Raw genomic sequence first — 26,986 nt, 5'->3', positions numbered from 1 at the left:
TGGTTGTCTATTGCTGATTCAGCGATCTATCAGATTGTCAAAGGGACAATTTCTATGACGACGAGCACACCTACGTCAAGTTCAGTAGCGCACGTGAGCGACAAAGCATTGGCATTTCCAGCACGGGTGATTCAGAAGGTGATTGGCGATCGCCTTTCTGGCCACTTAACCTTTACCGATCCGAGGGACTCCTCCATCGGTTGGAACCTGTATGTGGGCAATGGTCAACTGCATTACGCCAATAGCACTGTCGGGCATCAGGAACGCTTCACCTACCTGTGTCAACGCTATTGCCCCCAACTCAGCACCACATTGGCAACCAACGAAACGGAGTATCAGTATCTCTGTCGTCTTTGGCAACAGGGGCAATTGACCCTTCCCCAACTGCGTAAGCTGCTCTTTCTCTTTAGTCAAGAAGCGCTGGTTCATATCTTTGCCATGCCCCAAGCCTCAGTGCGGGTGGAGCGGGTGGCGGGTCTCGATCACTTGGTGCTCTGTGTGCCGATCAAGCAAACCCTGAGTCAACTGCGGCAAGCGATTACCCAAGCGGTACAGGTGCGCACCTATTTGAACTCGCCACTGCAACGCCTGGTGCTCACCACCACTGAACGAATTCCCGCTGATCTGTGGCCGATGGATTATGGCCGCGATATTGCCGCTGCCTTGCCTCAACTCTTGGAGCAAACCCCCGTACTCTATGAGGTGGCGACTCAGTTGCGCATGGAGGCGATCGCCACCGCTCAGTTGCTGCAACCTGCCCTCGTCAATGGCTTGATTGCCCAGCATCCCTACAATGCTCCCACCAGTGATACTCGTCCGATCGTGGCTTGTATTGACGACAGCCGCACTATTCAGCGCAATGTCCGCCTCATTTTGGAGACCTGTGGTTATCGGGTGCTCGGCTTGATGGAGCCAACCCATGCCCTGAATGCCCTCAATGACACTAAGCCTAACTTAGTCTTGATGGATATCTCGATGCCAGAAATGGATGGCTATGAGCTATGCCGTCAACTGCGGCAAACAGAAACCCTTAAGGATGTGCCAGTGGTCATGCTCACGGGGCGGGATGGCCTAGTGGATCGGATTCGGGCACGGATGGTGGGGGCGACGGACTATTTAACGAAGCCCTTTACCCCCCAAGAGTTACTATCGTTAGCAGAGCGATTTACCCAGACTGCGGCGATGGAGAGTCATTAAATGAAGCAGGTGCTAGTCGTTGAGGATTCCCGCACAGAGCAAACGATGATTGTCTCAATTTTAGAGAAATTGGGACACCAAGCCCATGTGGCGGAAACAGCGGAAAAGGCCATGGAATGGTTGGCCACGCATCAGCCTCCCGATTTAATTGTGCTCGATATTGTGATGCCGGGAGCCAATGGCTTGGAACTGTGCCGCGAAGTACGGGCGAATCCCCTCCTCAAGACAGTGCCAATTATCTTTTGCTCCTCTAAAGATCAGGACTTTGATCGCTTTTGGGCCTTGCGGCAGGGGGGCAATGCCTACGTTACGAAACCCTTTGAACCCGAAGATTTAATTGAAACCATTAACGAGTACTTACCTCCCTTGCCTCAATGATGTCTGTCAGTGCCCCAGCCATTCAGGAATACTTTCATGTGGAACTGCCCCGACGGGTGAATGTGGCGATTCCCCTTGGGCAAACGGCTGAGGTCTTAAGTGTTGAGCCACGGGATATTTGTCTGGTGCCGGGGGTTTCAGCCGCTCTTTTGGGCATTAGTAACCAGCGGGGGCGGTTATTGTGGATGCTTGACCTGTTGCAATTGCTGGGGGTGCAGCATGCTTGGGGGCGATTACCCACAGGGTACGCTACGCGATCGCCCCACCAACGTTGGACAGCACTGGTGATGCGAGACGGCTCATCGCCGCGGCAACTGGCTTGTTTGGTGAGTCAACTGCGGGGGATTATTCATGTTTCGCCAGAGCAGCAGCAACCGGTGCCGCAGCGACTTCAGCGGGAGGTGCAGCAGTATTTGCAGGGTTTTGTGCAGTTGGATCGCCTGCCAATTTTACTATTGAATGTTGAGGCTGTTTTTGAAGCTGTCGCCCGTTCACCCGCTCCTGCCCTATGACCTCCCTTGCGAATTCCACCCCCCCCACCTCATCCCTGAGCGATCGCTACTTCAATGCCATCCTTACTCAGGATATTCCGACCCTGCGTGCCCTCCTTGAGGAAGACCCCACTGATCGCTTGGTACAGTTGACCTTGGCCACTGCCCTAGAACAGGCCGGTGATGTTGCCGCTGCCCAAGCCCTCTATCAGGCGATCGCCGAAGCGGATCAGGGGATTTTTGGCCAAAGTGCCCGCAATGCCTTGGCGCTATTGCAGGGAAGCCCTGCTGCCCCCCCTCCCCCCCCACCAGCCAGTGCCCCCGTTGCGCCGACGCCCATTCCCCTCGGACGGGGTCAAATCAAGCAGTTGCGGCAGGGACTGCACACTTTAGAAACATGGCTGGTGCAACTCCAGCAACAGGAGTGGGATGCACCCATTCCCGAGATCACGGATCCGCAACTCGCTGCCATTGGCCAAGGAATTGCTGCCTTGGTGGCTCAACTACAGCAGCAGCAGGATCAGATTCAAACCCTCGAAGCCCAACGTCAAGGGGAAGTCCAGCGGCAGCGCCAAGAACGGATGAAAATGCAGGAGGCGGTGATTAACCTATTGTTGGATATTGAGGGGGCACAGCGGGGTGACCTCACCGTACGCGCCAAGGTAGACGAAGGGGAAATGGGATCCATTGCCGATGCCTTCAATGCCACGGTGCGCAGTTTGCGGCAAATTGTCGTGCAAGTCCAGACCGCTGCCAACCAAGTACAGGCTGCTGCCCAAACCACCCAAGAGGCGATCGCTGGACTTGTGGCAGGGGCAACCCAGCAAGCCGCCGACATTGATCGCAGTGTAGAAGCGGTTGAGAGGATGGCCGCCTCAGTGCAAGCAGTCGCCAATTCTGCCCAAGAAGCAGCCGCGATCGCCGCAGAGGGGTTGACGGCGGCACAATTGGGGGATGCAACCATGGACACCACCGTGGAGAGTATGGAAAATATCCGCCTCAGTGTGGCCGACACCGCCAAGAAAATGAAACGCCTTGCTGAATCCTCCCAAGAGATCTCCAAAATCATCAACATCATCTCCAGCATCTCTGAGAAAACCAACCTTTTGGCCTTTAACGCTTCGATTGAAGCCGCACGCGCCGGGGAGCACGGCCAAGGCTTCCGGGTGGTGGCCGATGAGGTGCGCCGCTTGGCCGAGCGGGTGACAGAATCAGCGCGGGATATTGAGCAGTTGGTGACGGGGATTCAGCAGGAGACGGCTGAGGTGCTTCAGGAAATGGAGGGCAGTACGGCGCAAGTGGTCAAGGGTACCCAGTTAGTGAGTCAAACCAAAGCAACATTACAGGGACTCGCTCGCCTCAACCAACAGATTGATTCACGGCTGCAAATGATTTCTGAGCGCACTGCTTCCCAAACGTCCACAGCCGCAGAAGTGACGCAGATTATGCAGGGGGTTGCCCAGATGGCTCAAACAACAACTTCAGCCGCTGCTGCTGTGGTGGATGCCATGGAAAGCCTAGTGGCCGTTGCCGCAGAATTGCAAGCCTCGGTATCGCGGTTCCGTGTGGATGCCTAAGGAGGGCTAGCCCATGACCCTCAACGCTGCCGACCTTGACGCCATTACCCAAGAGGCACGCCATTGCTTCCTCTACGAAGATGCCCCGGAGTACTTACTGCTCCTCGAACAATGGGCAGAACAGGTGACCACCGATCCCGAGCGTCACTACACGGCTGAGGATTACAACACGCTGATGCGGGCGGCACATTCCCTCAAGGGGGGGGCTGGGATTGCCCAACTCAGTGAGCTACAGGCCTTGAGCCATTGCCTAGAGGATGTTCTGGAAGCCCTCAAAGAGGGTCGCATGGGCGATCGCCCCCGTGCCCATCAGCTTCTAGTGCAAGGGATTGAGCAAGCCCAAGAACTCTTGACCGCCGCCAAACAGAACCATTCCCTAACACCCACTCCCCGCTATCAAGCCCTGCTGGCAGACCTGACAGAACTCCTTGGCACCGTCGCAGCCACCCCCTCATCCCCCACTGCGGCTCCCCCCGATCTGCGCACCGCCTTGACGCAAACCCTTGAGGCATCCCTGCAGAGCCTAGAGGCTAGTACCACGGATGCAGAGCGGGAGACCGCTTTGGCTCACCTGATTGCCACCGCCCAAACCCTAGGGGAACAGTGCGCGATTCCTTGGTTGCAGCAACTGGCCGCAGAATTACCGCAGCTCGCAGCGGATTTACCCCTTGGGGAATTAGTGCCCGCCGTTGTCACTGAGTTTCGGCAATTGCAGCAGGCAGAACTAGCCAAGTTGCCGCCACCCGAACCGACCCCTAACCCGCCTGCAGAAACCGCCTCCCCCCAAGACAACTATCTGCGCATTCCCGTCAGTCGCCTAGATCGCCTCGGTAATACCGTCAGTGAATTGCTCATTGGTCAAGAACGCCTCACCCTTTATCAACAGCAGTTTTTGCGTGCCAATCGCGAACTGAAGCACCGCCTTGAGCAATTTCGCCCGATTCGCGATCAGGTGCAGACGTTCTACGATCGCTTGGCCACCCCCCTTGGGAGTCGAGGTTTAGTTGCAAATGGTCATAACGACTTTGATGCGCTGCAATTTGACCGCTACACCGAACTGCACACCGCGCTCCAAGATTTTCAAGAATTGCTGGTGCGAATTCAGGAGACGGGCGCCGATATTGATCTGCTCAACCGCGATCTCCAAGAAGCCCTTGATCTCAACCGCCAGCACTTAAACAGTCTCTACGGTGAACTGACAAATTCCCGCTTAGTGCCCTTTCGCCAACTGGCAGAAAAGTTTGTGACCGCTGTGCAAACCTTGGGCGATCGCCACCATAAGCCCGTCCAACTGGTGATTGAGGGGGGCGATACCCTTGTGGATCAAGTGATTTTGCAGCAACTCAAGGCACCCCTGACCCATCTGGTGCGCAACGCCTTTGACCACGGTCTTGAGCCGCCCCAACAGCGGCAGCAACTGGGCAAGTCCCCGACGGGAACCATCTGGCTGCGGGCACGACTGCGGGGGAATGCCGTGGAAATTCAGGTGGCCGACGATGGTCGGGGGATTGATCTAGAGCGGGTGAGTCAAAAGGCGGTGGAACTTCAACTTTGCTCTCCCGAAAAAATGCCCCACCTGAGCCGCGAGCAGATTTTGGAATTTCTCTTTGTACCGGGGTTTTCAACCGCCAAGCAGGTGAGTGATCTTTCCGGTCGGGGGGTGGGCTTGGATGTAGTGCGCGAGCAAGTCCAGCGATCGCGGGGGCGTCTGCAGATCACCACTGAACCCCAGCGGGGCACAACCTTTACCCTTACCCTGCCCTTGACCCTCAGTCTGCTGCCCATGGTGCTGTGTCAAGTCGGGGAGCTAACCTTGGCCATCCCAGATCTGAGTATCCGCGAAGTCATTGCCCTGAAGGAATACACCGATATTCGCCACCCCAGCGCCACCATTGACTGGCAGGGACAATCCATTCCCCTGTATCCACTGCATCAATTCTTGCCCTATCAGCGTCCCCTGAGTGCGCCAACGCAGCCCCTTGGTGTGGGTGTGGTGGTGGATGTGGCGGGTCAGGCGGTGGCCTTGGCAGTGAACTATCTCATTGCCGAGCGGGAGTTGGTGGTCAAGCCCTTTGATCAAACGGTACCCGTGCCCCCCTACGTCATGGGTTGTACGGTTCTAGGAAGCGGTGAAGTGGTGCCGGTTCTCGCTCCCGACAACTTTACAGTGCTGCTCACGCCCATACCAGCCTCGCCGGTGACGGCCACAGCCCAGCAGCGCACCATCCCCCAAGTGCTGATTGTTGATGATTCGATTGCCGTGCGACGGCTCTTGGATCGTGTGCTGCGGCAGGCGGGCTACGATGTCGTGCAATGTCGCGATGGCAAAGAAGCATTGGATTTTCTCCTTGGCCAAGGGGATCAGGTGTCCCTTGTGATCACCGATATCGAGATGCCCCGCCTCGATGGCTATGGTTTGCTAGAGGCGATTCGTCTTTCGGCGCGTTTACGCCATTTACCGGTTGCCATGTTAACGTCACGGGGAGGGGATACCCACCGCCAAAAAGCCTTTCAACTGGGTGCCAATGACTACATTACCAAGCCCTTTCAACCCCAAGGGTTGCTGCAAACGGTGACCCAACTGCTCGCCGGTCGTCCTGCTGCTGTGGTGACCCTCAGCCGCTAAAACTATCAGATTGCATTGCGGCAAAAATTTTTTATGAAAGATTGCGATCGCCAGATTTCACGGACATCCTTGCTAGGATCGGGGTGACTTGCGGCGGAGAGAGCAACCATGCCTGCACAGGTGGAAGAAAAATCAATTGTGCCGACGGTAATTGTGGGAGTGGGTGGCACAGGAATTGAGGTACTATCGCGGGTGCGGCGACTGGTGGAGGAAACCTACGGCAGCCTGAAACAGTTTCCGGTGATTAGCTTCCTCGCCATTGACACCGATCGCGACTACAAAGTGAGCAACCCCCTCGCCGCTGGCTCTCCCCTCAAGGACAACGAAAAGCACTGGGCCAGTGTCAGTGGCAAAAACGTGCAGCAAATCATTCAAAACCTCGACAACTACCCGTGGATTGCCTCTTGGTTTCCCAAGGAACTGGAGCGCAACATTACTGCCCTAGAGGCCGGAGCCGGTCAAATCCGTGCCTGTGGTCGGTTTGCCTTCTTTTGCAACTACCATGCGATTCAACAAAAGTTCCAAGCGGCTAGCGATCGCGTTAAAGGCCACGAAAGTTATATGCAAAGCCGCTACGGCCTCAAGGTCAACAATAGTAGCCTCAATGTCTTTATTACAGGTTCCCTCTCTGGGGGCACGGGTAGCGGTATGCTCATTGACCTCGGCTATTGTGTCCGCCACTGGTTAAAGGGGCAGTCGAGTCCCCTCGTCACGGGAATTGTGCCCATGCCCAATGCCTTTGCGGCAATTAGTGTCGGCGATCGCGTACTGGCCAATGGCTATGCCGCCCTCATGGAACTCAGTTACTTTGCCGACTACCGCACCGAGTACGTGGCGCAATTTAGTAGCAGCCTCAGCGACGAAGTGCGCTACAACTCCCCTCCCTTTGACTTTACCTACCTCGTGGGCACCAAAAATGGCGAGAATGAATTCAAGCTCGATGAGATCCGCGAGATGATTGCCCAAAATATCTTTTTGGATCTCACTTCTGACTTTGCTCCCCACAAACGCTCGATTCGCGACAACATTAAGGCGGCTTGGGCCTCTCAAGATGCCGGCGGGCGGGGCTATCCCAAGAGCTTTATGGCCTTTGGCCTCTCCAGTGTCGAAATTCCCATTGCCCAAATTCGCGCCTCCTTGACCTATCGCCTCTGCCAAGACTTTATTCACTGGTGGCTGAATGAATCGGTGCAATTGCCACCCCAGCTTTTAGAGGTGACCCAGAGTCTCCTGAAACCCATGAACTTGCTGGATATGGATTTAGTACTGGCCTTAGCAGCAGCGGGCGATCGCCCCTACATGCAGGAAATTTCCCGCTGGATTAATGATCTACGCAATCAAATTAGCCGTGAAAACCTCCTTGAATGTACCCAACAGGGGGTAGGGGGCATGATTGGTGCGGAAAGAGGCAAAATTTTGCAGTTTGTGCCTTGGCTGAGTGAACAGGTGGACAATTACCGCGCTGCCCACTTGCGCGAACTGAGTCCGGATGAGCGCCTCCATGGTGACTTTTTGCAGCGCATGTACGACAACCGCCATCAAATTATCCAGCAGGCTCGCCAAAGTCTTGAGGAGGAGTTCTACCGCATTGTTGAAGATCGCAATCGGGGGCTGAAGTTTGCCAACGCCTTTCTGCAGCAAATTCGCCAAATTTTTATCAGTCAGAAGGAAAAATATGACCGCGAAATTCAGCAAACTTGGCAACCCAATATCACCAATCGTCAGCGACAGTACGAAAATGCTCTCCAAGACATTACCCACTTCAGCACTCTCTTTGGCATCTCCAAGCAAGCAAAAATGGAGGAATTTTGCCAGCAGGCTCTAGAAGGCATTGAGGGCAGTTTCAATGCCACCATTCAAGCCAAAGCCCGCTTTCTGGCCAAAGAGGTGATGGACAAACTGGAGGAATGGCTGCAGGGGATGGAGGCACGTCTTGCCAAGCTCAACCAGCGGCTCCTCAATTTACGGGATGGTTTCAAGGCGATGGCCGATAGTCAAGCGGATAGTGCCGATGCCCTGCGAATCAATGGGGTGAAGCTCTACGATCGCCAAGAACTCAATGGCCTCTATCAAGACCTCGTCGAGCGCTATGCGGGCGCCAATACGGGTGTGGCCTCCACATTTACCATTGGTCTCAATCAACTCTGTACCACGACAGCGACAACGGTGTTGCAGGAGGCAAGTCCCCTCTGGAAGGAAACCCGCGCCGCCAATGAGGTGATGCGTCTATTGGATTTGGCGCAACTGGCGGATGTCCAAGAAAGTGACCTGCGGGAGATTATCCAAGAAACGGTCCGGCGCACAGTGCAAAATGCCCCAGAAGAGAGCCGCCTTGTGCGGGATCTCACCGCCTGCGATCGCCTGTTGCAGTTTTATCGCAATGATGAAGCAGAGATCCTCAATGCCCTGCGCATGGCCTACCAAAAATCAAAGCCGCTACTATTGCTCTCCCAAGCGGTCATGAGTGGCCGTGATGCTGGCTTTACTCCTTCAGTGAATACCAATATTGCCATTGTCGGCGGTGAAAATACGGCTGATTTGGCTGCCAAAAAACTGATTCCCCTGCTCAAAAACCTCGTCAAACCCAATGGCCAGAGCATTACCAGTGATGATATTAAGCCCTTGGGCGATCGCGAACGCCACCGCATTGTCTTTGTCCAAGAGATGGGGGGCTTTTCCCTACGCTGTATTGAGGGCATGCCCGAACTGCGCCAGTCCTACCAAGATTGGCGAGGCCAAATGATTACCGCCAAACGCGCCCGCCTGCGGGGAGAAAACCGCGATTTGCCCATCCCTGTTCACCTGCAAAAGGATCCCCCCTTCTGGGATGTCTTTCCAGAAAACCCGCAAATTCTAAAACTGGTGGTGGTTGCTCGCGCCCTTGATGTCCTCAAACAGGCAGAAAACCGCGCCACCCGCGAAGCCACCATCCGCTACACTCGTCATACTGCTGTTGGCCTTGAAGATGTGGACATTGCCGCCAACTGGGAGGAAGTGACCCAAGTCCTAGAAGTGCTGGCCTGCCGTCCCGACTTAGAGGAAATTCAGCGCCAAGTGACCGTCATCCTCAAGGCAGCCGAAACCCCAGCAGAAAAGCAAGCCCTCTATGAGCATCTACTGAACTACTTGAAGCGACGCGAGGAAGAACTCCATAAAGCCGGGGGACGCGACAGCCTTGAATACAAGCGGGAAGCCGCCATTCTCCAAGAGGTGATCCAAACCTATCAATTGGCTCAAGGCACACCCACACCAACGCCCCCTGCTCCTGAACCACCCCCGCCCCAAGCTGAACCAACACCTGAAACCAGTGCTGCGGCAAGTTCCTCTGGCTTAGAGCAACTGCAACAACTCATGGCCATGTACCAGCAGGGGCTACTCTCAGAGGCGGAGTTCCAAGCGGCCAAGAAAAAACTACTGGGACTTTAGGGGAGATCTCTGTAATTTCACGGGGATCTGTGGGAACACTTTAGGGTAAAGACGAGTCCAACACTGGAGCACTCCTATGTCTCCCTATCGTTCCAACCTGCCTTGGTTCTACCGATCGCTCATCGTCTCGAAAGGCTTTACCCTCATTGAACTGCTCGTCGTTGTCATTATTATTGCGATTTTAGCGGCGATCGCCCTCCCTTCGATGTTGAATCAGGCCACCAAAGCCCGCGAATCCCAAGCCAAAACCAATATTGGTGCCGTGAACCGTGCCCAGCAGGCCTACCGTTTAGCCAATCCCACATTCACCACCGACATCGCAAGTTTACAAATCGGCTTTAGTGATACGCCCGACTATGAGTACGCGATCACCGTTGCGAATAGTAACTACGCAGAATTCCAAGCCACCCCTGAGCGTCCAGAATTGAAAGCGTTTACAGGCTGTACCTACGCCACGTACACAACATTGACCACAACCCAAATTTTAGAAGCCGCTCCTTCGGGTTCTAGCATTGCGTCGCCACCTGCTTGTCCATCTCCCTAGGATTCTGAATCTTCCTCATCTAAGTGTTCCGCCACCGCCTCATAGAGCGCCAGCACGTGGTGATCCAGCAATTGGTAAAAGATATGTCGTCCTTGGCGACGGAAACTCACTAGCCGCATCGCCTTCAGCATACGCAATTGGTGGGAGACAGCAGATTCACTCATTTCCAGTGCCACGGCAATATCGCCAACACAGAACTCCCCTTGGGCAAGCAAGGCGACAATCCGCAGTCGGTTGGCATCGGCTAGCAGGCCAAAAAATTGCGCCATCCGTTGGGCTTTTTCCGTGGAGAGCAGGCGATCGCTGGCCCTTGCCAACGCTTCGGGATGATGGGGATGAGGAGCAGCAATGGTTTTAGGATTCATACTTCCATCATAGGCGTTGATCAGGTGCTGACTAATTGACGTTTGAACAACTATTCAGATATATTAAAGGAGAGGTGAACCATGCCTCCCTTGTATCACCTATTTGGAGAGAACAGCCATGACAACCGTTACCCAAATGAAATGTGCTTGCCCCCACTGCCTCTGCATTGTCTCCCTCAGCGATGCAATCATGATCGAAGGCAAACCCTACTGCTCCGAAGCCTGTGCCAACGGCACCTGCAAAGAAAGCGGCGGTTGTGGCCATACAGGCTGTGGCTGCGCCTAGAAAAAGCTAGTTCCTTCCCTACTAGAAGAAATGCGCTGGGCTTGTTCTCGTTGATGTTGATGTCTTAGGGACTTGATTCGGTTCAAGAGACCTGTTGGCAAAACATTCAGCACAGCCAGCGCAAGTATTGCTTTATAACATTTCCCCCGCCACGCCAGACGTAGCAGAGTCGTTACATCTACTGAAGCTCCTTGAATTTTTGCATTGGTTAAAGTAGCTAAGGCAATCCGCTGAAAACAAGCTTGAATGCCCCTGTAGTGGCAAATAGGCGTTTCTTGAGAATGCAAAAGTTCTACTAAAAAAGGTAATGAGGCAGGAATAGGCAGTGTTTGAGGTTCGCCGCAGCGATTCTCTGCATCCTGATTGTAGATTGCTGTTACTGTCGCTTCATGGGCAACAGGAAATCGCAGAGCTACCTTGCACCAAGTGATGTAGTCTTCATTGAGCTTTACACCCACTGGAAAACCACCCACAGCTAATAAATGTTCTTTACGCACACAACAGGTTGAAGAAGTCACAATACTCAGTCCCTTGGCATAAGCTTCAAAGAAAGGATCAACGATCCCTCGCCATCCTTCTGAAAAGGGAGAAGGGGGTAAACGATACTCACCATCTCGACGAATAACACAACAAGTACTCCACAGAGAGGCCGTTGGAAAATCTCGAATCAATGCTCGCAGTGTTGTGAGATGCTCAGGCAACCACTCATCGTCAGCATCCAGAAAAGCAACGTATGGTTCAGTCGCTTCTGCTAGTCCTCGATTCCGAGCAGCACTAACCCCTTGATTTGTCTGCTGAATCAAGCGTACGCCGTGACTTACAAATTCTTGAACAATAGCAGCACTGCCATCCGTAGAACCATCGTCAATCACAATAATTTCTGCCGCTGGACTGGCTTGCTGTAAAACACACTCAAGGGTATGACCAATATGGGCAGCCTTATTGTATAGAGGAATAACAACGGAAATCATCCTTTCTGTTTCTGAATGCGAGGCCAGCATCTGATGAGCCGGTAGAGAAGGAGCAGAGTTTGGAAAGTCAATGAATGTCCCATTTTGACCTGAATGTGGTACAGCTCAAGAATGAAACCCAGTACATCGCGACTACTAGTTCCTTGGGGATAGTAACGTCCAGCAATAAAATCTCTAAGCACAACCTTAGCTCCTTGATGTATGGCTTGCAAAATAAACAACTGATCTGCCAGCAACGGAAAATAGCGAGAGTATTCGCTAACTTCCTTATGCAAGTCCCGCCGAATTGCTAAACCTACGGCATGGCCAGTTACATAAGCATGCATTCCCCTTAGCCACTCCCAAGCTGGTTGCTGAATACCTGTGACCAAGCGATCGCCATCGTAGTAGCAGGTTGTAATCAAGTCCGCATGAGTTTCTGCACAAGCTGTCTTGTAGTGGGCAACTGTTTCAGGAAATAAAACATCATCTGCCCCAACAACCACGTAATAGTCACCAGAGGCTAGCTTCACGGCACGATTCAAAGCATCATAAATTCCGAAGTCTGGACGCGAATCCACAGTAATTGTCTTCAATTGTGATTTTGCTTCGTTGATTAGTTCTAAAGTTCGATCTGTAGAGCCACCATCAACAACCACCCACTCAAAATCTGGATCAGTTTGAGCAACCAAGGAAGCAATCAAGTGGGAAAGATAATTCTCAGCATTATAAGTTGCCGTAATGATACTAAGAGTTGGTTGCACAGAAGTATCTAGTACGAAGAAGTATGATCAAGGTTGTTGCAATCGCAACATTTCAGCTTGAATGCGTTGGCTAAAGGCGCTGTCCTGCTGTGCCCGCAGTGTAATCGCATTGAATTGCTCTAGAGACATATTATATTTCCTCAGCACCTGCATTGCCTCGCGCACATAGTTGGCACAGATGGTCTCCAAGCCACTGGGGATATTTTGGGGATTCATACCAAAGCAGGAATTCCGGGGCACTTGACCTTGGAAAGCCGCCTGCGCTTGACGATAGTATCTTTGGCGGATGGGTTCAATTTCCAGAACCACGCGGGCATAGTTCATGATCTCCCACGGGGCAATGACATCTGCGCGCGGGGAAGTCTGGGCCAAGGAATGAGGTGAAGGCACAGGCACCAGCAGCAGACCTGCACTACACACAGCAAGGGGCAACCACTTCCAAGACATTGACCACCACACACAACGCATCCGACTACACTGTACTTGGAATCCCTAGAACCCCTTCAAGTTCCTCAACGCAGGCAGGCATCACGGATTAAAAACTGTTTTGGCCAAGATTGACCCCACAATAGGTAAATTTACCAGACTTTACAAAAAAGTTACATTCTTTGAAGTTTGCTCATCCACCCCGCCCAGCAATCAACCACTGCGGTATCCTAAATCTCGGTATTTATCTCCAGACTGCCCTTATTGTCGTAGCTTAGGGGCTTCCTGAGTTGGCGGCAGGGCATCCACCTGTCATCCTGATCGTTTTAGGAGCGGTTATTACATGGCTCACACTGTCAAAATCTACGATACCTGCATTGGCTGCACCCAGTGTGTGCGGGCCTGCCCCACCGATGTGCTGGAAATGGTGCCTTGGGATGGTTGCAAAGCTGGCCAAATTGCCTCCTCCCCTCGCACGGAAGATTGCGTTGGCTGCAAACGCTGCGAAACGGCTTGTCCTACTGACTTTTTGAGTATTCGCGTCTATCTGGGTGCAGAAACCACCCGCAGCATGGGTCTAGCCTACTAGTCCCCTATTTTCGTGAAACCTTCGTCAAATTCTTGATTGGGCTTGAGGCAGCATCCCTACGTCTCAAGTCTTTTATTTGTTGTCCTTAGCACCAACCAACCCATACTCACCTACGGCTCAGGGCTGATCTTCGTTGCTGAGGCGGTTTTGCAAGTCATCCACCGCTTCATTAATTTGGGCAATTTTTGCCTCTAGCTCTAGGCGCATGGATTCCATCAGATTGTCATCACTGCCATTGAGGGGAGCAGCCTTATCCCCCTTCAGCCGTCCAGAGTCACTCGTGATTGCTTCGCTCAATCGATCCTTGACTAAAAGCGTGACAAGGGAACCCGCAATGCCACCAAAGAGGGCACCCGCAAGAAATCCCCAGCCAAAGCCATTGCCACGGTTATTCATAAAGAGACTGATCAGGCTTGATAACTATAGACTAGCCTACTGCACATCATGCGAAGATACCACGCGAGCAAGCTACCGCAAATTTACCAGATTGGGAATGACGCCTACCGAGGGCACTCCAGCAGTGGTGGGGAAAAAATCAGAAACTTTTTAGCAGGGGTGTTAATTTTGCCGCAGGGGGTGGGTATGTTATGGCTAGAGGCGAATATGTCTTGACCTAAGGAGTCTCAAAAATATGAAAAGCGAACTGAAAGCGAAATTCCTCCAGCACCTGCTGGCCAAGAAAAAAGCCAATGAAGGCTTCACCCTGATTGAGCTGCTGGTGGTGGTCATCATCATCGGTATTCTGGCCGCCATTGCCCTGCCCTCGATGCTCAACCAAGCCAACAAAGCCCGCTTGGCCACAGCCAAAAACACGGCTGGTGCCATCAACCGCGCGCAACAGGCCTATCGTCTTGAGAAACCCACCTTTGCTAGCACTGTGACTCAGTTAGGCGTGGGTACGACAGCAACCAATGTTGAAGGCTACACTGTTGCGATGACAGCAGGTACCGCTACTGATGCGGCTGTTAAGCTGACAGCAAATGACCCGGCAGGGACGGGGGTTATTGGTTGCGTTAAAGCTGAGGCTGGTACCACCAGCGCAACAGTTGCGGAGAAAACAGGCGATCCTGCCACTGCTGCTCCCGACTGCCCATTGTAATTAATACTATTGAATTGATATTACAACTGTTAGGCTAGGCTTATGGTCTAGCCTTTTTTATCGTTCATGCGGCTGCTCTTTGTTGACTTTGGTTCTTGGCAATACGACATTGACACCCCCAATCACGCACCATTGGGCGGGTCTCATTCCGCCCTTTGCTACCTCATGCAGCAACTGCACAGTTATGGTCATGAGATCTTCTTGAGCAACCGACGCGATCATATTTTACTCCCGTCAGGAGTGATGCATTTTCCGTTGACACTTCTTACAGATCGGTTGATTACGGCACTGAATCCCAATGTCTGTATTCTCCTCAACGCTGGCAATCTTGGCCAAGAACTGCGAAAAATTCTTCCTCCTACGACACCACTCATCTTTTGGACACAACACCATATTGCTGAAGATGCAGTGGATCAGTTTCATCATCCTGAGAAGCAAGCTATGTTTGATCGTATTGTTGTTGTCAGTGAATGGCAGCGACAACAGTACATCAGTCACTTTGGGGTTGCCCCCTCTACACTCCACATTCTCCGAAATGCTATTAGCCCCGCTTTTGAGCAGCTATTTGAGGAGAATGAATCTATCCTTAAGCACAAACTTCCCCAAATCCGCCTTGCCTACACAAGTACACCTTTCCGTGGCCTTGATCAGTTAGTTCAGGTGTACCCTGAGATTTATCGTAACTATCCTGAACTACACCTCGATATTTATTCTAGTTTGCAGGTTTATCAATTTGCTCCTGAAAACGATCCCTATCAACCACTCTACGAGCAGTGCCAACAGCTAGAAGGCTCGACCTATCATGGCTCTGTCCCCCAAGCTCAACTCAGCCAAGCTCTCAAACAAGTTGCCATTCTCAGCTATCCCAACACATTTCCTGAAACTTCCTGTATCGCTGCCCTTGAAGCGATGGCAAGTGGCTGCCTAATTGTAACCTCAGCATTGGGGGCACTGCCAGAAACAACAGCAGGTTTTGCTGACCTAGTAGAATTCACCACTGACTGGCCAACCTACCGAGCCAACTACGGAAAAGCCCTTCGCAAAGCTATCGAACGGTTTCGTGACCCCACAGCACACTCTGCCCTAGAAGAGCACTTGCGTGCCCAAGTCAACTACATTCACAAAAATTACACATGGTCAATTCGTGCCCAAGAGTGGATCGCCTTCTTGGAGTCACTACTCACCCCTCAAGTCACGCTGGTACCCGTATCGGCATGGCAGCGTCGCTTACGCTACTACCTAGAGTTGGGACGTTATGCAGATGCAATCTCCCTGTGTGAAACACTAGCTGATGAGTTTGTCACTGAACCCCATTGGCCAGCCTATCAAGGTGCTGCCTATATCTTGCAAGGTCAGGAAACAGAAGCCCAGCTTCTATGGTCTGTCTATTTGAGTCAAGTCCCTGAACTGGAGCAATCTAGGATTACAACACTTTGGGGAGAGATTCTAGCGGATGTTGCCAGCTTTGAACACCACGTCCCAGAGATACGCTTTGCCCTAACCACCTATGCCTACGAATTTGCGGCTACCCTCGCCAACGGCCTGAGACTACTGCAATTATCAATGCAACTAGGATTAGAAAAATCAGCCATTGAGGAGCTTTTGAGTCAATTGAATGAAATGCTGACAACTAAAACATCCTCAGTGTCTCAGGAAGAGATTCTTAACTTGATTAACACTCTCCTTAACCAGTATGCTACTGCCACAGGTGTGCCTGAATTTATAATGGCTTGCCACCAGATCTTCAACCTTGGTGACGCACTAGAAAATTTACTCTTTGAGCTACTGCGTGATCATCCTGATACGTTTGCACCTTTGATTGGTCAGCAATATTTAGCTCTTGCAATAAAGCAATGGGGTCTCTATGAATTTCTCTCTCGTAACTTCACAAAAGCAAAAATAGCTGATCTAGCTCTGCAATGCGCAAATCAACTCTTTCAATTTGAACTCACTCCTCTTGGCCACGATGTCAGCTACACTTCTAAGCTGAATGTTCTCTCAACATTTAAGTATGATTTAAGCTATTCTGAGAATGTTTCCAGTTTGCTTAAGAATTGGTTTAATAACATAGATAGTTGCTACCATTTCCTTGTCGAAAACATAGATAAAAGTCAAATTGATATTGGTAGCCTATATTATTCAATTTCTTCGTATTTTCATCTTTCTCATCTTTTAGATAAACCGAATTTGCTAAAACCAATCTTTAATCAGAGAAATCTTATTTTTTATCAGAATGCGCATCATTTCCTGCCAATTGAGAAATACTACGCAAAAATAACAAACAATAAACCAAATATAAGTACAAAGAACACTTCTCTATTAACTAACCAGAAGATTAGAATTGGCTTCATTGGTACTTGTTTCCATCGCCATCCGGCTGGTTATCAAATTCGCTCATTTGTTCGCCTTTGTAATCGAGATATTTTTGAACTATACATTTATCACCCATGGATGCGAGCGTATCAAAAGGATGATGTGAATCACTGGTTTCGTAGTGTTGTTAATCGCTATGAGGAGCTAGGGACAGGTTCCCAAGAAATTGCTGAAAAAATTTACAATGATCAAATTGATATTCTCATTGATTTAGATAGCTGCACGAGTGATATCACATATCAAGTTCTCACCCTCAAGCCAGCACCCCTACAAGCGACATGGGTAGGGTTTGATGCCATTGGCTTGCCAACAGTAGATTACTTTATTGTTGACCCTTACATTCTCCCTGACGGAGCGCAAGCATGGTACCCAGAAACGCTGTGGCGACTGCCGGATTGTTATCTCTCCTTTGATGGCTATGAGGTGGCCAATAAAACCGGAATTCGCGATCAATTGGGACTGAGTGCCGATACGGTGATCTTTCTCTGTGCCCAGCGAGCCAGCAAAATTCAACCCGAAATGCTCAAGCTGCAATTTGCCATTGTTGAAGCGGTTCCAAATGCTGTACTCATTGTCAAGTACCACTCTAGTAGCTCGATTTTTGAAGAGTGGTGCCGCAGTGTTGCTGAAGCTGAGGGGTTTGATTTAGATAAACTCTACTTTTTAACGTCGAACTTGCCAGAGATTCACCGTGCCAACCTCTATGATGTGGATGTGGTGCTGGATACCTATCCCTATGCAGGTGGGGCAATGAGTCTCGAAGCCCTCTGGTTGGAGGTGCCGATTGTGACGAAGGTGGGTCAGCAGTTTGTGGCACGTCACACCTATACCTTCCTGAAAAATGTCGGCGTCGAGGAGGGGATTGCCTTCAATGATGAGGAGTATGTGAATTGGGGAATTCGTTTCGGGACGGAGCCAGACCTGCGGCAGCGAGTCAGTTGGAAGCTGCGCCAAGCTAAACGCCACGCCCCCCTGTGGAATCCCCAACGCTTTAGCCGTGAGATGGAGCAAGCCCTAACGGCCATGGTGAATCGGTATCAGACAGGGGAGTTGGTTGTGCCCCCCCGCCATCGAGTCGGAGAATAGAGCATTTATGCCTAAAATCACTGAATTGCTGAAAACTGCGAATAAATTAGAAGGCATTGACTTTACACTAGCGATCGTTGGCTCTCGAAAAATGTACGAGACCGATGATTTTGGTCACTCTCCTTGGTCTATCCTAGCGCCAGACCTGATTATTTATGGATTTGATGCTGACGCCGAAGCCTGTGAAGCTGCAAATCAAGCCTTGGCTGATGCTAATATCCCTTGGCAAGAAAAACACTATCCCCTAGCGTTATCCCGTGAAGAAGGCACCAGCGTTCTCCATATTACTAACCTGACGGCTTGTAGCTCACTATATCAGCCGAATGACTCCTTTTGCGATCGCCTTGCAGGCTTCAATGAAGCTCTCAAAGTTGTGGCAACAGTAGAGATAGAAACAACCACTTTAGATGCTTTTAGTCGTTCTCAAGGAATCACAAACCTAGACTATCTTCAGGTAGATGTTCAAGGTGCTGATCTAGATGTTATTAAAGGAGGAAGTGAAATTATTCGATCTAGCACCTTAGCTGTCTTAGTTGAAGTTGAGTTTAATCCACTATACAAAGACCAACCTCTTTTTAGTGATATTGATACTTACTTACGCAGCCTAGGATTTAGTTTGTTTGATTTAGTCATGCAAAACTCCTCTTGTCATCTATGCCGTTCTATATCACCCATTATTTCTGTAATGCGATCGGGTCAAATTCTTTGGGCAGATGCTATATATTTGCGTGATTTGATTAATCCTGAATTCTATTCAATAGTGAATGATTTACAGAATCCTGAATCTTATATCAAATTAGCAGCAATCGCGGACGTTTTAGATTTTCCTGACTACTCACTTGAAGTATTGACTCATTTAACTCGTTCTTATGGAAGCAGCAATGAACGCTTTAATTGTAGTGATGTGATTTATCAGTTCTTAAGTCAATTCCCTGCTCTTGTTGAGAGAGGCCTTGAAAATCTACCAATCATTCAATTGCTAAATAATAGATAGAAGCCTATGATTAGTAAAATCAATGAAACAAAATAAATTTAATAAATGCAGCTTATGGCGAGTTTGATATAGTGTTCCTATCTCAGGTTTTTGACTATAAATTTTGCAATTATTCTAAAGACTCAAGTACAAACTCTAAGGGTTAACAACAAGAGAGTCTCTATGGTTTTCCTTGATTTTTTTACTATTCGTGATGCCTATAAGTATTTCAGATACCTTGGGAGCCTCAAATTACGAAAACGATACAAAGAGGGACTTGAATCCAACCATCAAGGTTGGGGTTTTCCCCTAGTATCTAAATTGGAGCGTGATGGCTCCCTGCCTTTTCCATACATGAGAGGACAAGATTCATGGCAACCTACAAAGTAACGCTAGTGCGTCCTGATGGAAGCGAAACAACAATTGACGTGCCTGATGATGAGTACATTCTGGATGTGGCTGAGGAGCAAGGCCTAGACCTGCCCTTCTCTTGCCGTGCTGGTGCTTGCTCTACCTGTGCCGGTAAGCTGCTGGAAGGGGAAGTAGATCAGTCGGATCAATCCTTCTTGGATGATGACCAAATCGAGAAGGGCTTTGTGCTCACCTGTGTCGCCTATCCCCGTTCTGACTGCAAAATCCTCACCAATCAGGAGGAAGAACTTTACTAAGGCGATTTTGCACAATTTATCTTGCTGGGGCGGTTGTCGTTGGGCATCGCCCCTTTATTTTGGGGCTGGAGTCCTTAAGATGGAAGTAGTGATTGGTGCCCACTGATGGTTTCCGACTTGCCCCCCACTGGTGATTTGATGATTCGTCCCTTAGCCTATCGGGATGTGGAGGTGATAGAGCAGCGGCTGTGCCATGAAGGGGTACACGATCAGCCCTTTGGCCTGCCGTCCTTGGGGAGCGGACTGATGACCTCACCGCTGCATCTCTTGCAGTGGCTCACGGGGATGAGCAAGCAGCGCATTTATGTCGCGGAGCGGGACAACCAAGTGTTAGGGGTTGTGCAGGTGGCTCCCTTTAATGAAAGTCGCACCACATGGCAGGTGCAGCAATTGGCCGCCCAAGAGTTTACAGAGGTGGGGACACAACTCCTGCGCCACTGTTTTAGTACCCTTGTGGAAGCCCGTACATGGATGGTGGAAATCAACATTGACCACCGTGAGGCACTAGACCTCTACCGCCAAAATGGCTTTCAACCCTTGGCACATCTCACCTACTGGCAGATTTCAGCGGATCAGTTGGCAGAACTGGCACAGGGCACGCCTTGCTTGCCGAATTTGCTGAAGGTCACGAATGCCGATGCACGGTTGCTGCATGAGTTAGATACGATGTCGATGCCGGCATTGGTGCGCCAAGTCTTTAATCGCCACTATCGGGACTTTCAAACGAGTCTTTTGGATTGGCTACACCACGGTTTGGCCAGTTGGTCACAACAGGTACAAGTGCATCGTGCGTACGTGTTTGAACCGCAGCGGAAGGTGGCGATCGCCGCCTATACGCTCCATGCCAGCCAAGATGGACACACGCCCCACTGGCTAGACTTAACGGTGCATCCTGCCTATACAAATCTGTATCCCGGGGTACTGACCCACATTGCTCGCTTGGTGCAGGCCTATCCACCCGTACCTCTACTGCTGTCTTCGACGGATTACCAAGGGGAGCGAGAAGCCTACCTTGAACGCTGGGCTGAACCCATCCGCCGCAGTTTAATGATGTCCCGCTCGGTGTGGCACAAGGTGCGGGAAGTGCGATCGCCCCTGCCGGAAGGCCTGACCTTATCAGAAGTTCTCCAAGGCCTGCAAACCCATCGCCGCCCTCAACCCGGTCAGATTAATACCAAAGAGGGAGCACAGGCCTACTACCACGAGCACCCACCCGAAAACACGTCCCCTCCAGAAGCCCAATCCTAATCCTGGGAGACGGAAATTTCTGAGGTTTCAGTATAGCCTTGCAGGGCTTGCAGGAGACGCTGGATTGCGGTTTCATTGTCAAGGGGTAACCGTTCAGGCTCAGCAACAGCCGTGCGCTGCGGGAGCTGCGGTAGATTTTCGAGGGGTTGACCGTAGGTATTGCCCTTGGTGGCCAGCGGTGTGCTTTGGGGTAGCGGATTGAGGAAGCTAATCTGCTCGGGCAAGTAGAAGATGGGTTGTAGTTGCTCTAGGGGGAAGGTGCCATAGCCTTGGGCATCTGCTGGGTGGTGTTGCCAATAGTCCAAGAGGGTCTGGCGATCGCAAAAACCTAGCATCTGTGCCTGACGGCGATCGCGATCCAAGCCAACAGCAACTGCCAAATCGGCGTTGATGACCCCCAAAAATGTCGGGCAATGAATCCGCAGAGACTCTCCCTGCTCGACAGGATAGATAGATAACTGCACCCCTTCCAAGTTGAGATCCGCAATGTCCACAAGGTCAAGAACCTCTGGCCGCTCACACCAAGTCGTACTCAAGGTGAGATCATCGGGCAAATCCTCAAAATCATCCTGCTTACTGGGAACACCCTCATTTTCCCACCAGTCTATAAACGAATAAAGCGCAACCAAATAGGGCAGAACCTGCCGTTGCCGACTGGGACGACATCCCTGAAGCACCGCATGGGCGGCATCCAATATCAGGGAACGAATGGGAACAGTCGGTGCCAAAAAGGAAGTCATAGCCGTCGTCATCCAAACCAAGTACGAAAAAGCGAGGCTGCCTAGGGAAGGTAGTAAATGTCGTTATGCTCACACCACTGGGCAAGTTTGGCCTCTATTTGCTCATCAATTTGTTTTGCGGTGCAGAGGCCACGGGCATAGTCAGGGTGAATTTCACGGCGGGTTTGCCGTCGTTGGTGGGGGCTGGGGATTGATTGGGTTTCATACCATCGCCTCATCCATTGCGGAATCTGGGGATCTTGAAAGAATTTACGGTAGAGCCACAGGCGATATTCACGACCGAGGCAGCGAGAAATCGTGGGCTGGCTGACAAAGAGTTCACGGGCAATTTCCGCTTGGGTACGGCGACGCTCACACCAATCCCTGACCCATGTCGGCGTCTGCGGGTCATTGAGAAACTCCACCATGCACTCCACCCCTTGGCCATTGCTGGTTGGCAGTGTGCGGGTATCGGGATAGTTGTCAATCCATTCTTGGTTGCTGTCGGTGGAGCAAATGTTCAAAGAGCGGGTGGACTGCACATAGCGTCCCAGAATGCGCCGCACCTGTTGATGAATGTCGCGGGTGTACTCAATCGTCCAGCCCAAGAGTTGGGCAATGTGCTGGCGCAAGCGAGCCGTCGAAGCCCGGATACGGGGATCGGTAATTTCCGTTTGGACAATTGTAATCAACTGAGCGCAGGCTTTGGGGTCAATCTCCCGCTGTACCTCCGGGGGCGCTGCTTGATAACGATCTTGAAAGACTTGCAGGGCACGGTTGTCATAGAAGAGCAGTTCATCGGCCTCGCGCTTGAGGAGTTTGCGTTTTTCATCCGCTAGTTTATTGCTGATGACCGTGCGCACCCATGCTTCAAAGGTGGGACGACCATGGCCGGTGGCACCAAAGGGCTTGAGGGGGTCAAAGGATTTCATGGCTTCCCAGAGCCAGCCCGTGAGGTTACTTTGGCATTGCTCGGGATCAGAGCTACCTAGACACACCGTACGCAGCAGATCGCGGTACTCTTGGCGAAACTGGGGGGAGAGGAGAACCGTTGCGCCGAGTTCTTGACGTAGGCACTGGATAAAGAAAGCAAGGAAACACTCGGCCTCTGTCAGTTCCGGAGAGGGATTGCGGTTGGCTAGGGCTGGGCGACTAAAGGCAAGCACCAGTTGCTTGAGGGGTTGATTGTACTGGCCCCGATTGAGGCGATCGTACTCATCTTGAATGACGGTGGCGGGAATTTGCAGTAACCGCTGCACTGTTTTTTGCACCGCCTGCTGTTGGAGTTGATCGCGGCTCAGATTTTCTAGGCACCGAGGAAAGAGACGAAAATAGGCTTCCACTAGGCGTTGGAGATAGCCGCCGCGTTGGCTAAGCTGAGTATCAATGTTGCGCTCGAGGATGGCTCGCAGGGCTTGAGAGAGGGGCTTCATCACAGCGGGCGATCGCTCCCCGGCCAAATAACGAGACCGAGCCGCCTGCAATAACTGCGGCAGTTGTTCCACCTCAAGATCAGGACTGCGGGTCGAGAGACTCATCCGAAATCGGCAACATGAAAATAATTACTCAACATAGTAGCGGTTTTTGCCGATGTCCTTGGGACAATTGTTAGGATCGCTTAAGATAGCTCTTCCTCATGGGATAAAGGGGTTTTCATCGCCTCAGGAATCACGGTTCCCAGTTGTGCCGGTAAGCGGGCGATCGCCTGCTGCACAAAGGAACGAATAAATTCATCGCGGCGATTGAGTTGAAACTGCCGTTGCACCACTTCACCCATACCGCCATCCCCCCAGTCTTGGTTGTGGCGAAAATACTCAATAAAACTTTTACCGGCAATGCGAGTGAGGTAGGCGGCTGTAATCCCTTGGACGGCTTTGCCCACCACCAGCCCCCCGACACTCAACTGTAAAGCCGTCCCCACCAGATTCATGGCACCTTTGACGATGCCGAGACTGGCCAAGGTTTTACCCAAGGAAAGGGCTAATTCGCGGGCGCGATCGCGATTCAGATCACAGCCATAGACCTTGCCAATTTCCATCACCATTTGCGCATTCACAGCAGCAGCGGCCAGCAGATCTACTCCGGGAATCGGCGTGACACAGACCACACCCGCACTAATCCACTGGTAACGTTCCACCACCTTATCCGCTTGGCGGCGGCGTTGCTGATCAATGATTTTGCGGGCTTGCTCCCCTAGGCGTTGAGACTGCAACAGGATATTATCTGCCACCAGGTCATCCCCTTCCTCGCGCAGAATGGCACTCATCCGCCGAATCAGTGGCCAAATATGGGGTTCGGGTTCTAGCCACTCTCCTGTGTCGAGGCGAATTGGTTGGGGACGGGCGGCAATGCCCACGACATCTTGGGGCGGAATCAACCCCTTCACCCGCTGCCGTAGATGGCGCAGCAGAGCCAGTTGATCGGCCTCAGAGCGCAGATCAATTTTATTGAGAACCAAGAGCGATCGCTTGCCCATTTCCACCAAGTTGACCAAGGGGGTATATTCCGATTGGCGCAAGTCATCGTCCAGCACAAAAAGGAGTAAGTCTGCTTCTGCAGCCAGTTGGCGGGCTAATTGCTCGCGGTAGGTGCCAGCGACACCTGCTTCCAAGATGCCGGGGGTGTCAGTAATGAGAATTTCTTGATCCGTATGGGGCAGCCAAAAGCGATAGGTTTGCCCCACCTCCGTCGTGCCCATCGTTGGTGCCACTTCCCCCACCATCTCTCCCATGAGGGCATTGACAAGAGAGGTTTTACCCGCTGAACCGGTGCCAAAGACAACAATGCGCAATTCTTGGCGGTAAAAGTCCTCCTCTAGCTCCCGTGCCCGTGCCAACAACGCTTGCCGTGCTACTTCATCTTCAATTTGACTCAGTTGCTGCCGTAGGGCTTTGAGATTTTCAGCGGCGGCCTCCGTTTTATCGAGGGGGGCTTGGGGCGTAGCGGTGGCGGGCTTGCCCTTGCGTTCCAGTAAATACAGGTAGCGAAAGAAGGTATAGAGCAGTCCCCCCAATAGACCAATGAAAATCAGCACCAAGAGATTGGCCAAAAAGGGCGCCGTAAAAGCCACCTGCACATAGAGCCACGTGAGTGCCGATATCAACCAGAGGATGAGCACCAAGATGGCGCTGAATCCCAATAGTGGCCAAAACCAACGCTTGGGGGTCATGGCAGGTATTTCATCAGACGCTGCAAGACGGGCAATTTCAGCGATCTCCCCCGCCATAGGCGCACCATTAGCCCCAAGTTGACCAGAAAGTAGGCGGATCCCCAGAGACTATTGAGAAAGAGCAATAGGCCATGATGCAGAGACTGGACTTCACTCACACTGGCAGCGCCATTCAGCAGACCATAGCCCAACAGCCAAATGAGACCAATGAGAAGGGCAAGGCGACTGACTTGGCGGGTCTGGCGATCGCTGCCGCGGCGGCTCAACTGCCACAGTGCCGGAATCATGCCAAAGATGGGCAGCAAATAGACAAAGAACCACAATCGCTGCAATGTCGGGTTGGTAAAGGCTTCCCGATCCACGGGGTCGAGCGGTTCCATCAAATACTCCGCAGGGGCATGAGCACCGTCGTCAGGGCTTCTTGATTCCTAATATATCGCTGATTGATTAAGAGACAGCCCTGTGCCAAAGCGCTGCATCTGGGGCGATAAATGATCAGCCACATTGCTAAACTGAAGATCGGCCTGTTTGCGGCCATGCCCGCGATCGCCAGTGTTGCATTGTTACTAGGGAATCTGCCTTTATGTCAGTGATTCAGGAGCTACACCGTCAACTCGTTCGCAAAGAACGCTCCGCCACTGAAATCACCCAAGCCTATTTAGACCGCATTGCCGAAGTGGAGCCAACGCTCCATAGCTTCTTAACCGTGACGAGCGATCGCGCCCTTGCCCAGGCTGCTGAGGTGGATCAACGCCTTGCTGCCGGTGAAGAGATTGGTTTGCTGACAGGGATTCCCTTGGCCATCAAGGATAACCTTTGCACCTACGGCGTGCGCACCACCTGTGCGTCTAAGATGCTGGAGCACTTTGTCCCCCCCTACGAATCCACCGTGACCCAAAAGTTGCAGGCCGCTGGCGCGATTATGGTGGGCAAAACCAATCTCGATGAATTTGCCATGGGCAGCTCTACCGAAAATTCTGCCTTTGGTTTCACCGCCAATCCTTGGCATCCAGAGCGCGTCTCTGGGGGATCTTCTGGGGGGTCTGCTGCCGCCGTTGCTGCCGGGGAATGTGCTGCTGCCCTGGGTTCCGATACGGGCGGTTCCATTCGTCAACCCGCTGCCTTTTGTGGGGTGGTTGGCCTCAAGCCCACCTATGGTTTAGTGTCGCGCTATGGCCTTGTTGCCTATGCGTCGTCATTAGATCAAATTGGGCCTTTGGCACCGACAGTCACCGATGCGGCGATTCTTTTGGGGGCGATCGCGGGGCATGATCCCAAGGATGCCACCAGTCTCAGCGTGTCGATTCCCGACTACACCCAAGCCCTCAAACCCGATCTCAAGGGGATGCGCATTGGCGTTATTCAAGAAACCGTGGGTGAAGGCATCCAACCAGAGGTGAAATCTGCCCTTGAGGCCGCCCTAAAAACCCTAGAGGAATTGGGGGCAACGATTGTTGAACTCTCCTGTCCCCGCTTTGCCTACGGCCTGCCCACCTACTACATCATTGCCCCTTCGGAAGCCTCGGCAAACCTAGCCCGCTATGACGGCGTCAACTTTGGTTTTCGCGCTGAAGGAGCCAGCGATCTCCTTGAAATGTACATGAAAACCCGCGCCCAAGGCTTTGGGGCTGAGGTGAAGCGACGGATCATGATTGGCACCTACGCCCTTTCCGCTGGCTACTATGATGCCTACTACCTGCGGGCACAAAAGGTACGCACCCTGATCAAAGAAGACTTTGCCCAAGCCTTTGCACAGGTGGATGTTTTGGTCTGCCCCACCGCTCCCACCACTGCCTTCAAGGCTGGGGAGAAAACCGCTGACCCTCTGAGTATGTACCTGTCAGACCTGATGACCATTCCCGTCAACCTTGCCGGGCTACCGGGCTTGAGCCTCCCCTGTGGCTTTGATCAGGAAGGGCTGCCCATTGGTCTGCAATTGATTGGCAACGTCCTAGGGGAAGAGACCCTATTTCACGTTGCCTATGCCTATGAACAGGCGACCCCTTGGCACCAGCAGCAGCCGCAGCTTTAG

The 26,986-nt window shown here is 51.9% G+C and carries 24 protein-coding genes; 15 read left to right on the top strand and 9 right to left on the bottom strand.

The features are described 5' to 3' along the window. The first annotated feature begins 54 nt into the window (after positions 1 to 54). The 7 genes from KV190_RS00220 to KV190_RS00190 all read left to right on the top strand — a co-directional run bounded on the left by KV190_RS00220 (position 55) and on the right by KV190_RS00190 (position 10,239). Positions 55 to 1,197: a response regulator gene (locus tag KV190_RS00220; RefSeq protein ID WP_460194031.1), complete on the top strand. Its 1,143-nt coding sequence runs from the start codon at positions 55 to 57 to the stop codon at positions 1,195 to 1,197. Then, positions 1,198 to 1,575 carry a response regulator transcription factor gene (locus KV190_RS00215; protein ID WP_460194030.1) on the top strand — a complete coding sequence of 126 codons (378 nt, stop codon included), beginning with the start codon at positions 1,198 to 1,200 and terminating at the stop codon, positions 1,573 to 1,575. Further along, a complete protein-coding gene (locus KV190_RS00210; RefSeq protein ID WP_460194029.1) occupies positions 1,572 to 2,087 on the top strand; it encodes a chemotaxis protein CheW in 516 nt (171 codons plus the stop codon). Before KV190_RS00215 ends, KV190_RS00210 begins: the two co-directional genes overlap by 4 nt. Further along, complete coding sequence (locus tag KV190_RS00205) at positions 2,084 to 3,643, top strand: methyl-accepting chemotaxis protein (RefSeq protein WP_460194027.1); 1,560 nt, start codon at positions 2,084 to 2,086, stop codon at positions 3,641 to 3,643. The genes KV190_RS00210 and KV190_RS00205 overlap by 4 nt, the downstream gene beginning before the upstream one ends. Positions 3,644 to 3,656: 13 nt before the next feature. After that, positions 3,657 to 6,269: a hybrid sensor histidine kinase/response regulator gene (locus KV190_RS00200; protein WP_460194026.1), complete on the top strand. Its 2,613-nt coding sequence runs from the start codon at positions 3,657 to 3,659 to the stop codon at positions 6,267 to 6,269. Between the two features lie 108 nt (positions 6,270 to 6,377). Continuing rightward, on the top strand, positions 6,378 to 9,695 hold the full coding sequence (locus tag KV190_RS00195; protein ID WP_460194025.1) for a tubulin-like doman-containing protein: 3,318 nt from the start codon (positions 6,378 to 6,380) through the stop codon (positions 9,693 to 9,695). 76 nt (positions 9,696 to 9,771) lie between these two features. Next, entirely contained in the window at positions 9,772 to 10,239 is a 468-nt protein-coding gene (locus tag KV190_RS00190; protein ID WP_460194024.1) for a type IV pilin-like G/H family protein, read from the top strand. On the opposite strand, the gene KV190_RS00185 is transcribed toward KV190_RS00190, so the two are convergent. After that, positions 10,236 to 10,604: an ArsR/SmtB family transcription factor gene (locus tag KV190_RS00185; protein WP_460194023.1), complete on the bottom strand. Its 369-nt coding sequence runs from the start codon at positions 10,602 to 10,604 to the stop codon at positions 10,236 to 10,238. The genes KV190_RS00190 and KV190_RS00185 overlap by 4 nt on opposite strands. Before the next feature lie 118 nt (positions 10,605 to 10,722). Here KV190_RS00185 and KV190_RS00180 point away from each other — a divergent pair, with 118 nt between their 5' ends. Further along, the gene (locus KV190_RS00180) at positions 10,723 to 10,890 is read left to right on the top strand and encodes a metallothionein (RefSeq protein ID WP_460194022.1); all 168 of its coding nucleotides are present in this window, start codon (positions 10,723 to 10,725) and stop codon (positions 10,888 to 10,890) included. Here KV190_RS00180 and KV190_RS00175 read toward each other — a convergent pair. The 3 genes from KV190_RS00175 to KV190_RS00165 are packed head-to-tail and all read right to left on the bottom strand — an operon-like array spanning position 10,887 to position 13,051. Then, a complete protein-coding gene (locus tag KV190_RS00175; RefSeq protein WP_460194021.1) occupies positions 10,887 to 11,861 on the bottom strand; it encodes a glycosyltransferase family 2 protein in 975 nt (324 codons plus the stop codon). The two genes, KV190_RS00180 and KV190_RS00175, sit on opposite strands and share 4 nt — an antisense overlap. Next, on the bottom strand, positions 11,858 to 12,604 hold the full coding sequence (locus KV190_RS00170) for a glycosyltransferase (RefSeq protein WP_460194019.1): 747 nt from the start codon (positions 12,602 to 12,604) through the stop codon (positions 11,858 to 11,860). Before KV190_RS00170 ends, KV190_RS00175 begins: the two co-directional genes overlap by 4 nt. A 27-nt stretch (positions 12,605 to 12,631) precedes the next feature. Then, entirely contained in the window at positions 12,632 to 13,051 is a 420-nt protein-coding gene (locus tag KV190_RS00165) for a DUF4168 domain-containing protein (protein ID WP_460194017.1), read from the bottom strand. Positions 13,052 to 13,373: 322 nt separating this feature from the next. Here KV190_RS00165 and psaC point away from each other — a divergent pair, with 322 nt between their 5' ends. Then, positions 13,374 to 13,619, top strand: a complete 246-nt coding sequence (gene psaC, locus KV190_RS00160) for a photosystem I iron-sulfur center protein PsaC (protein ID WP_011056855.1) — start codon at positions 13,374 to 13,376, stop codon at positions 13,617 to 13,619. Positions 13,620 to 13,736: 117 nt separating this feature from the next. Here psaC and KV190_RS00155 read toward each other — a convergent pair whose 3' ends face one another. Beyond that, positions 13,737 to 14,015 (bottom strand): hypothetical protein, encoded by a 279-nt coding sequence (locus KV190_RS00155; RefSeq protein ID WP_460194015.1) that lies wholly within the window; start codon positions 14,013 to 14,015, stop codon positions 13,737 to 13,739. A gap of 235 nt (positions 14,016 to 14,250) precedes the next feature. Between KV190_RS00155 and KV190_RS00150 the strand changes: the two genes are divergently transcribed. The 5 genes from KV190_RS00150 (at position 14,251) to KV190_RS00130 (ending at position 21,066) form a co-directional block, all read left to right on the top strand. After that, positions 14,251 to 14,718, top strand: coding sequence for a type IV pilin-like G/H family protein (locus KV190_RS00150; protein WP_460194014.1), 468 nt, complete (start codon positions 14,251 to 14,253; stop codon positions 14,716 to 14,718). Between the two features lie 66 nt (positions 14,719 to 14,784). Then, the gene (locus tag KV190_RS00145; RefSeq protein ID WP_460194013.1) at positions 14,785 to 18,177 is read left to right on the top strand and encodes an O-linked N-acetylglucosamine transferase family protein; all 3,393 of its coding nucleotides are present in this window, start codon (positions 14,785 to 14,787) and stop codon (positions 18,175 to 18,177) included. Between the two features lie 7 nt (positions 18,178 to 18,184). Next, the gene (locus KV190_RS00140; RefSeq protein ID WP_460194012.1) at positions 18,185 to 19,171 is read left to right on the top strand and encodes an FkbM family methyltransferase; all 987 of its coding nucleotides are present in this window, start codon (positions 18,185 to 18,187) and stop codon (positions 19,169 to 19,171) included. A gap of 350 nt (positions 19,172 to 19,521) precedes the next feature. After that, the gene (gene petF1, locus KV190_RS00135) at positions 19,522 to 19,818 is read left to right on the top strand and encodes a ferredoxin PetF1 (RefSeq protein ID WP_460194011.1); all 297 of its coding nucleotides are present in this window, start codon (positions 19,522 to 19,524) and stop codon (positions 19,816 to 19,818) included. Positions 19,819 to 19,923: 105 nt separating this feature from the next. Then, complete coding sequence (locus KV190_RS00130; RefSeq protein ID WP_460194010.1) at positions 19,924 to 21,066, top strand: N-acetyltransferase family protein; 1,143 nt, start codon at positions 19,924 to 19,926, stop codon at positions 21,064 to 21,066. Here the strand turns inward: KV190_RS00130 and KV190_RS00125 are convergent. From KV190_RS00125 to KV190_RS00110, 4 genes are all read right to left on the bottom strand, one after another. After that, positions 21,063 to 21,818 carry a hypothetical protein gene (locus KV190_RS00125; protein WP_460194007.1) on the bottom strand — a complete coding sequence of 252 codons (756 nt, stop codon included), beginning with the start codon at positions 21,816 to 21,818 and terminating at the stop codon, positions 21,063 to 21,065. The two genes, KV190_RS00130 and KV190_RS00125, sit on opposite strands and share 4 nt — an antisense overlap. A 29-nt stretch (positions 21,819 to 21,847) precedes the next feature. Beyond that, entirely contained in the window at positions 21,848 to 23,323 is a 1,476-nt protein-coding gene (locus KV190_RS00120; RefSeq protein WP_460194005.1) for a hypothetical protein, read from the bottom strand. 80 nt (positions 23,324 to 23,403) lie between these two features. After that, positions 23,404 to 24,954: a DUF697 domain-containing protein gene (locus tag KV190_RS00115; protein ID WP_460195307.1), complete on the bottom strand. Its 1,551-nt coding sequence runs from the start codon at positions 24,952 to 24,954 to the stop codon at positions 23,404 to 23,406. After that, complete coding sequence (locus tag KV190_RS00110) at positions 24,951 to 25,334, bottom strand: hypothetical protein (protein ID WP_460194004.1); 384 nt, start codon at positions 25,332 to 25,334, stop codon at positions 24,951 to 24,953. The genes KV190_RS00115 and KV190_RS00110 overlap by 4 nt, the downstream gene beginning before the upstream one ends. A gap of 203 nt (positions 25,335 to 25,537) precedes the next feature. Between KV190_RS00110 and gatA the strand changes: the two genes are divergently transcribed. Next, a complete protein-coding gene (gatA, locus tag KV190_RS00105) occupies positions 25,538 to 26,986 on the top strand; it encodes an Asp-tRNA(Asn)/Glu-tRNA(Gln) amidotransferase subunit GatA (protein WP_460194002.1) in 1,449 nt (482 codons plus the stop codon).

This window comes from Thermosynechococcus sp. FA-CM-4201 (genome assembly GCF_054689355.1).
This window is presented reverse-complemented; position numbering and strand designations above follow the sequence as displayed.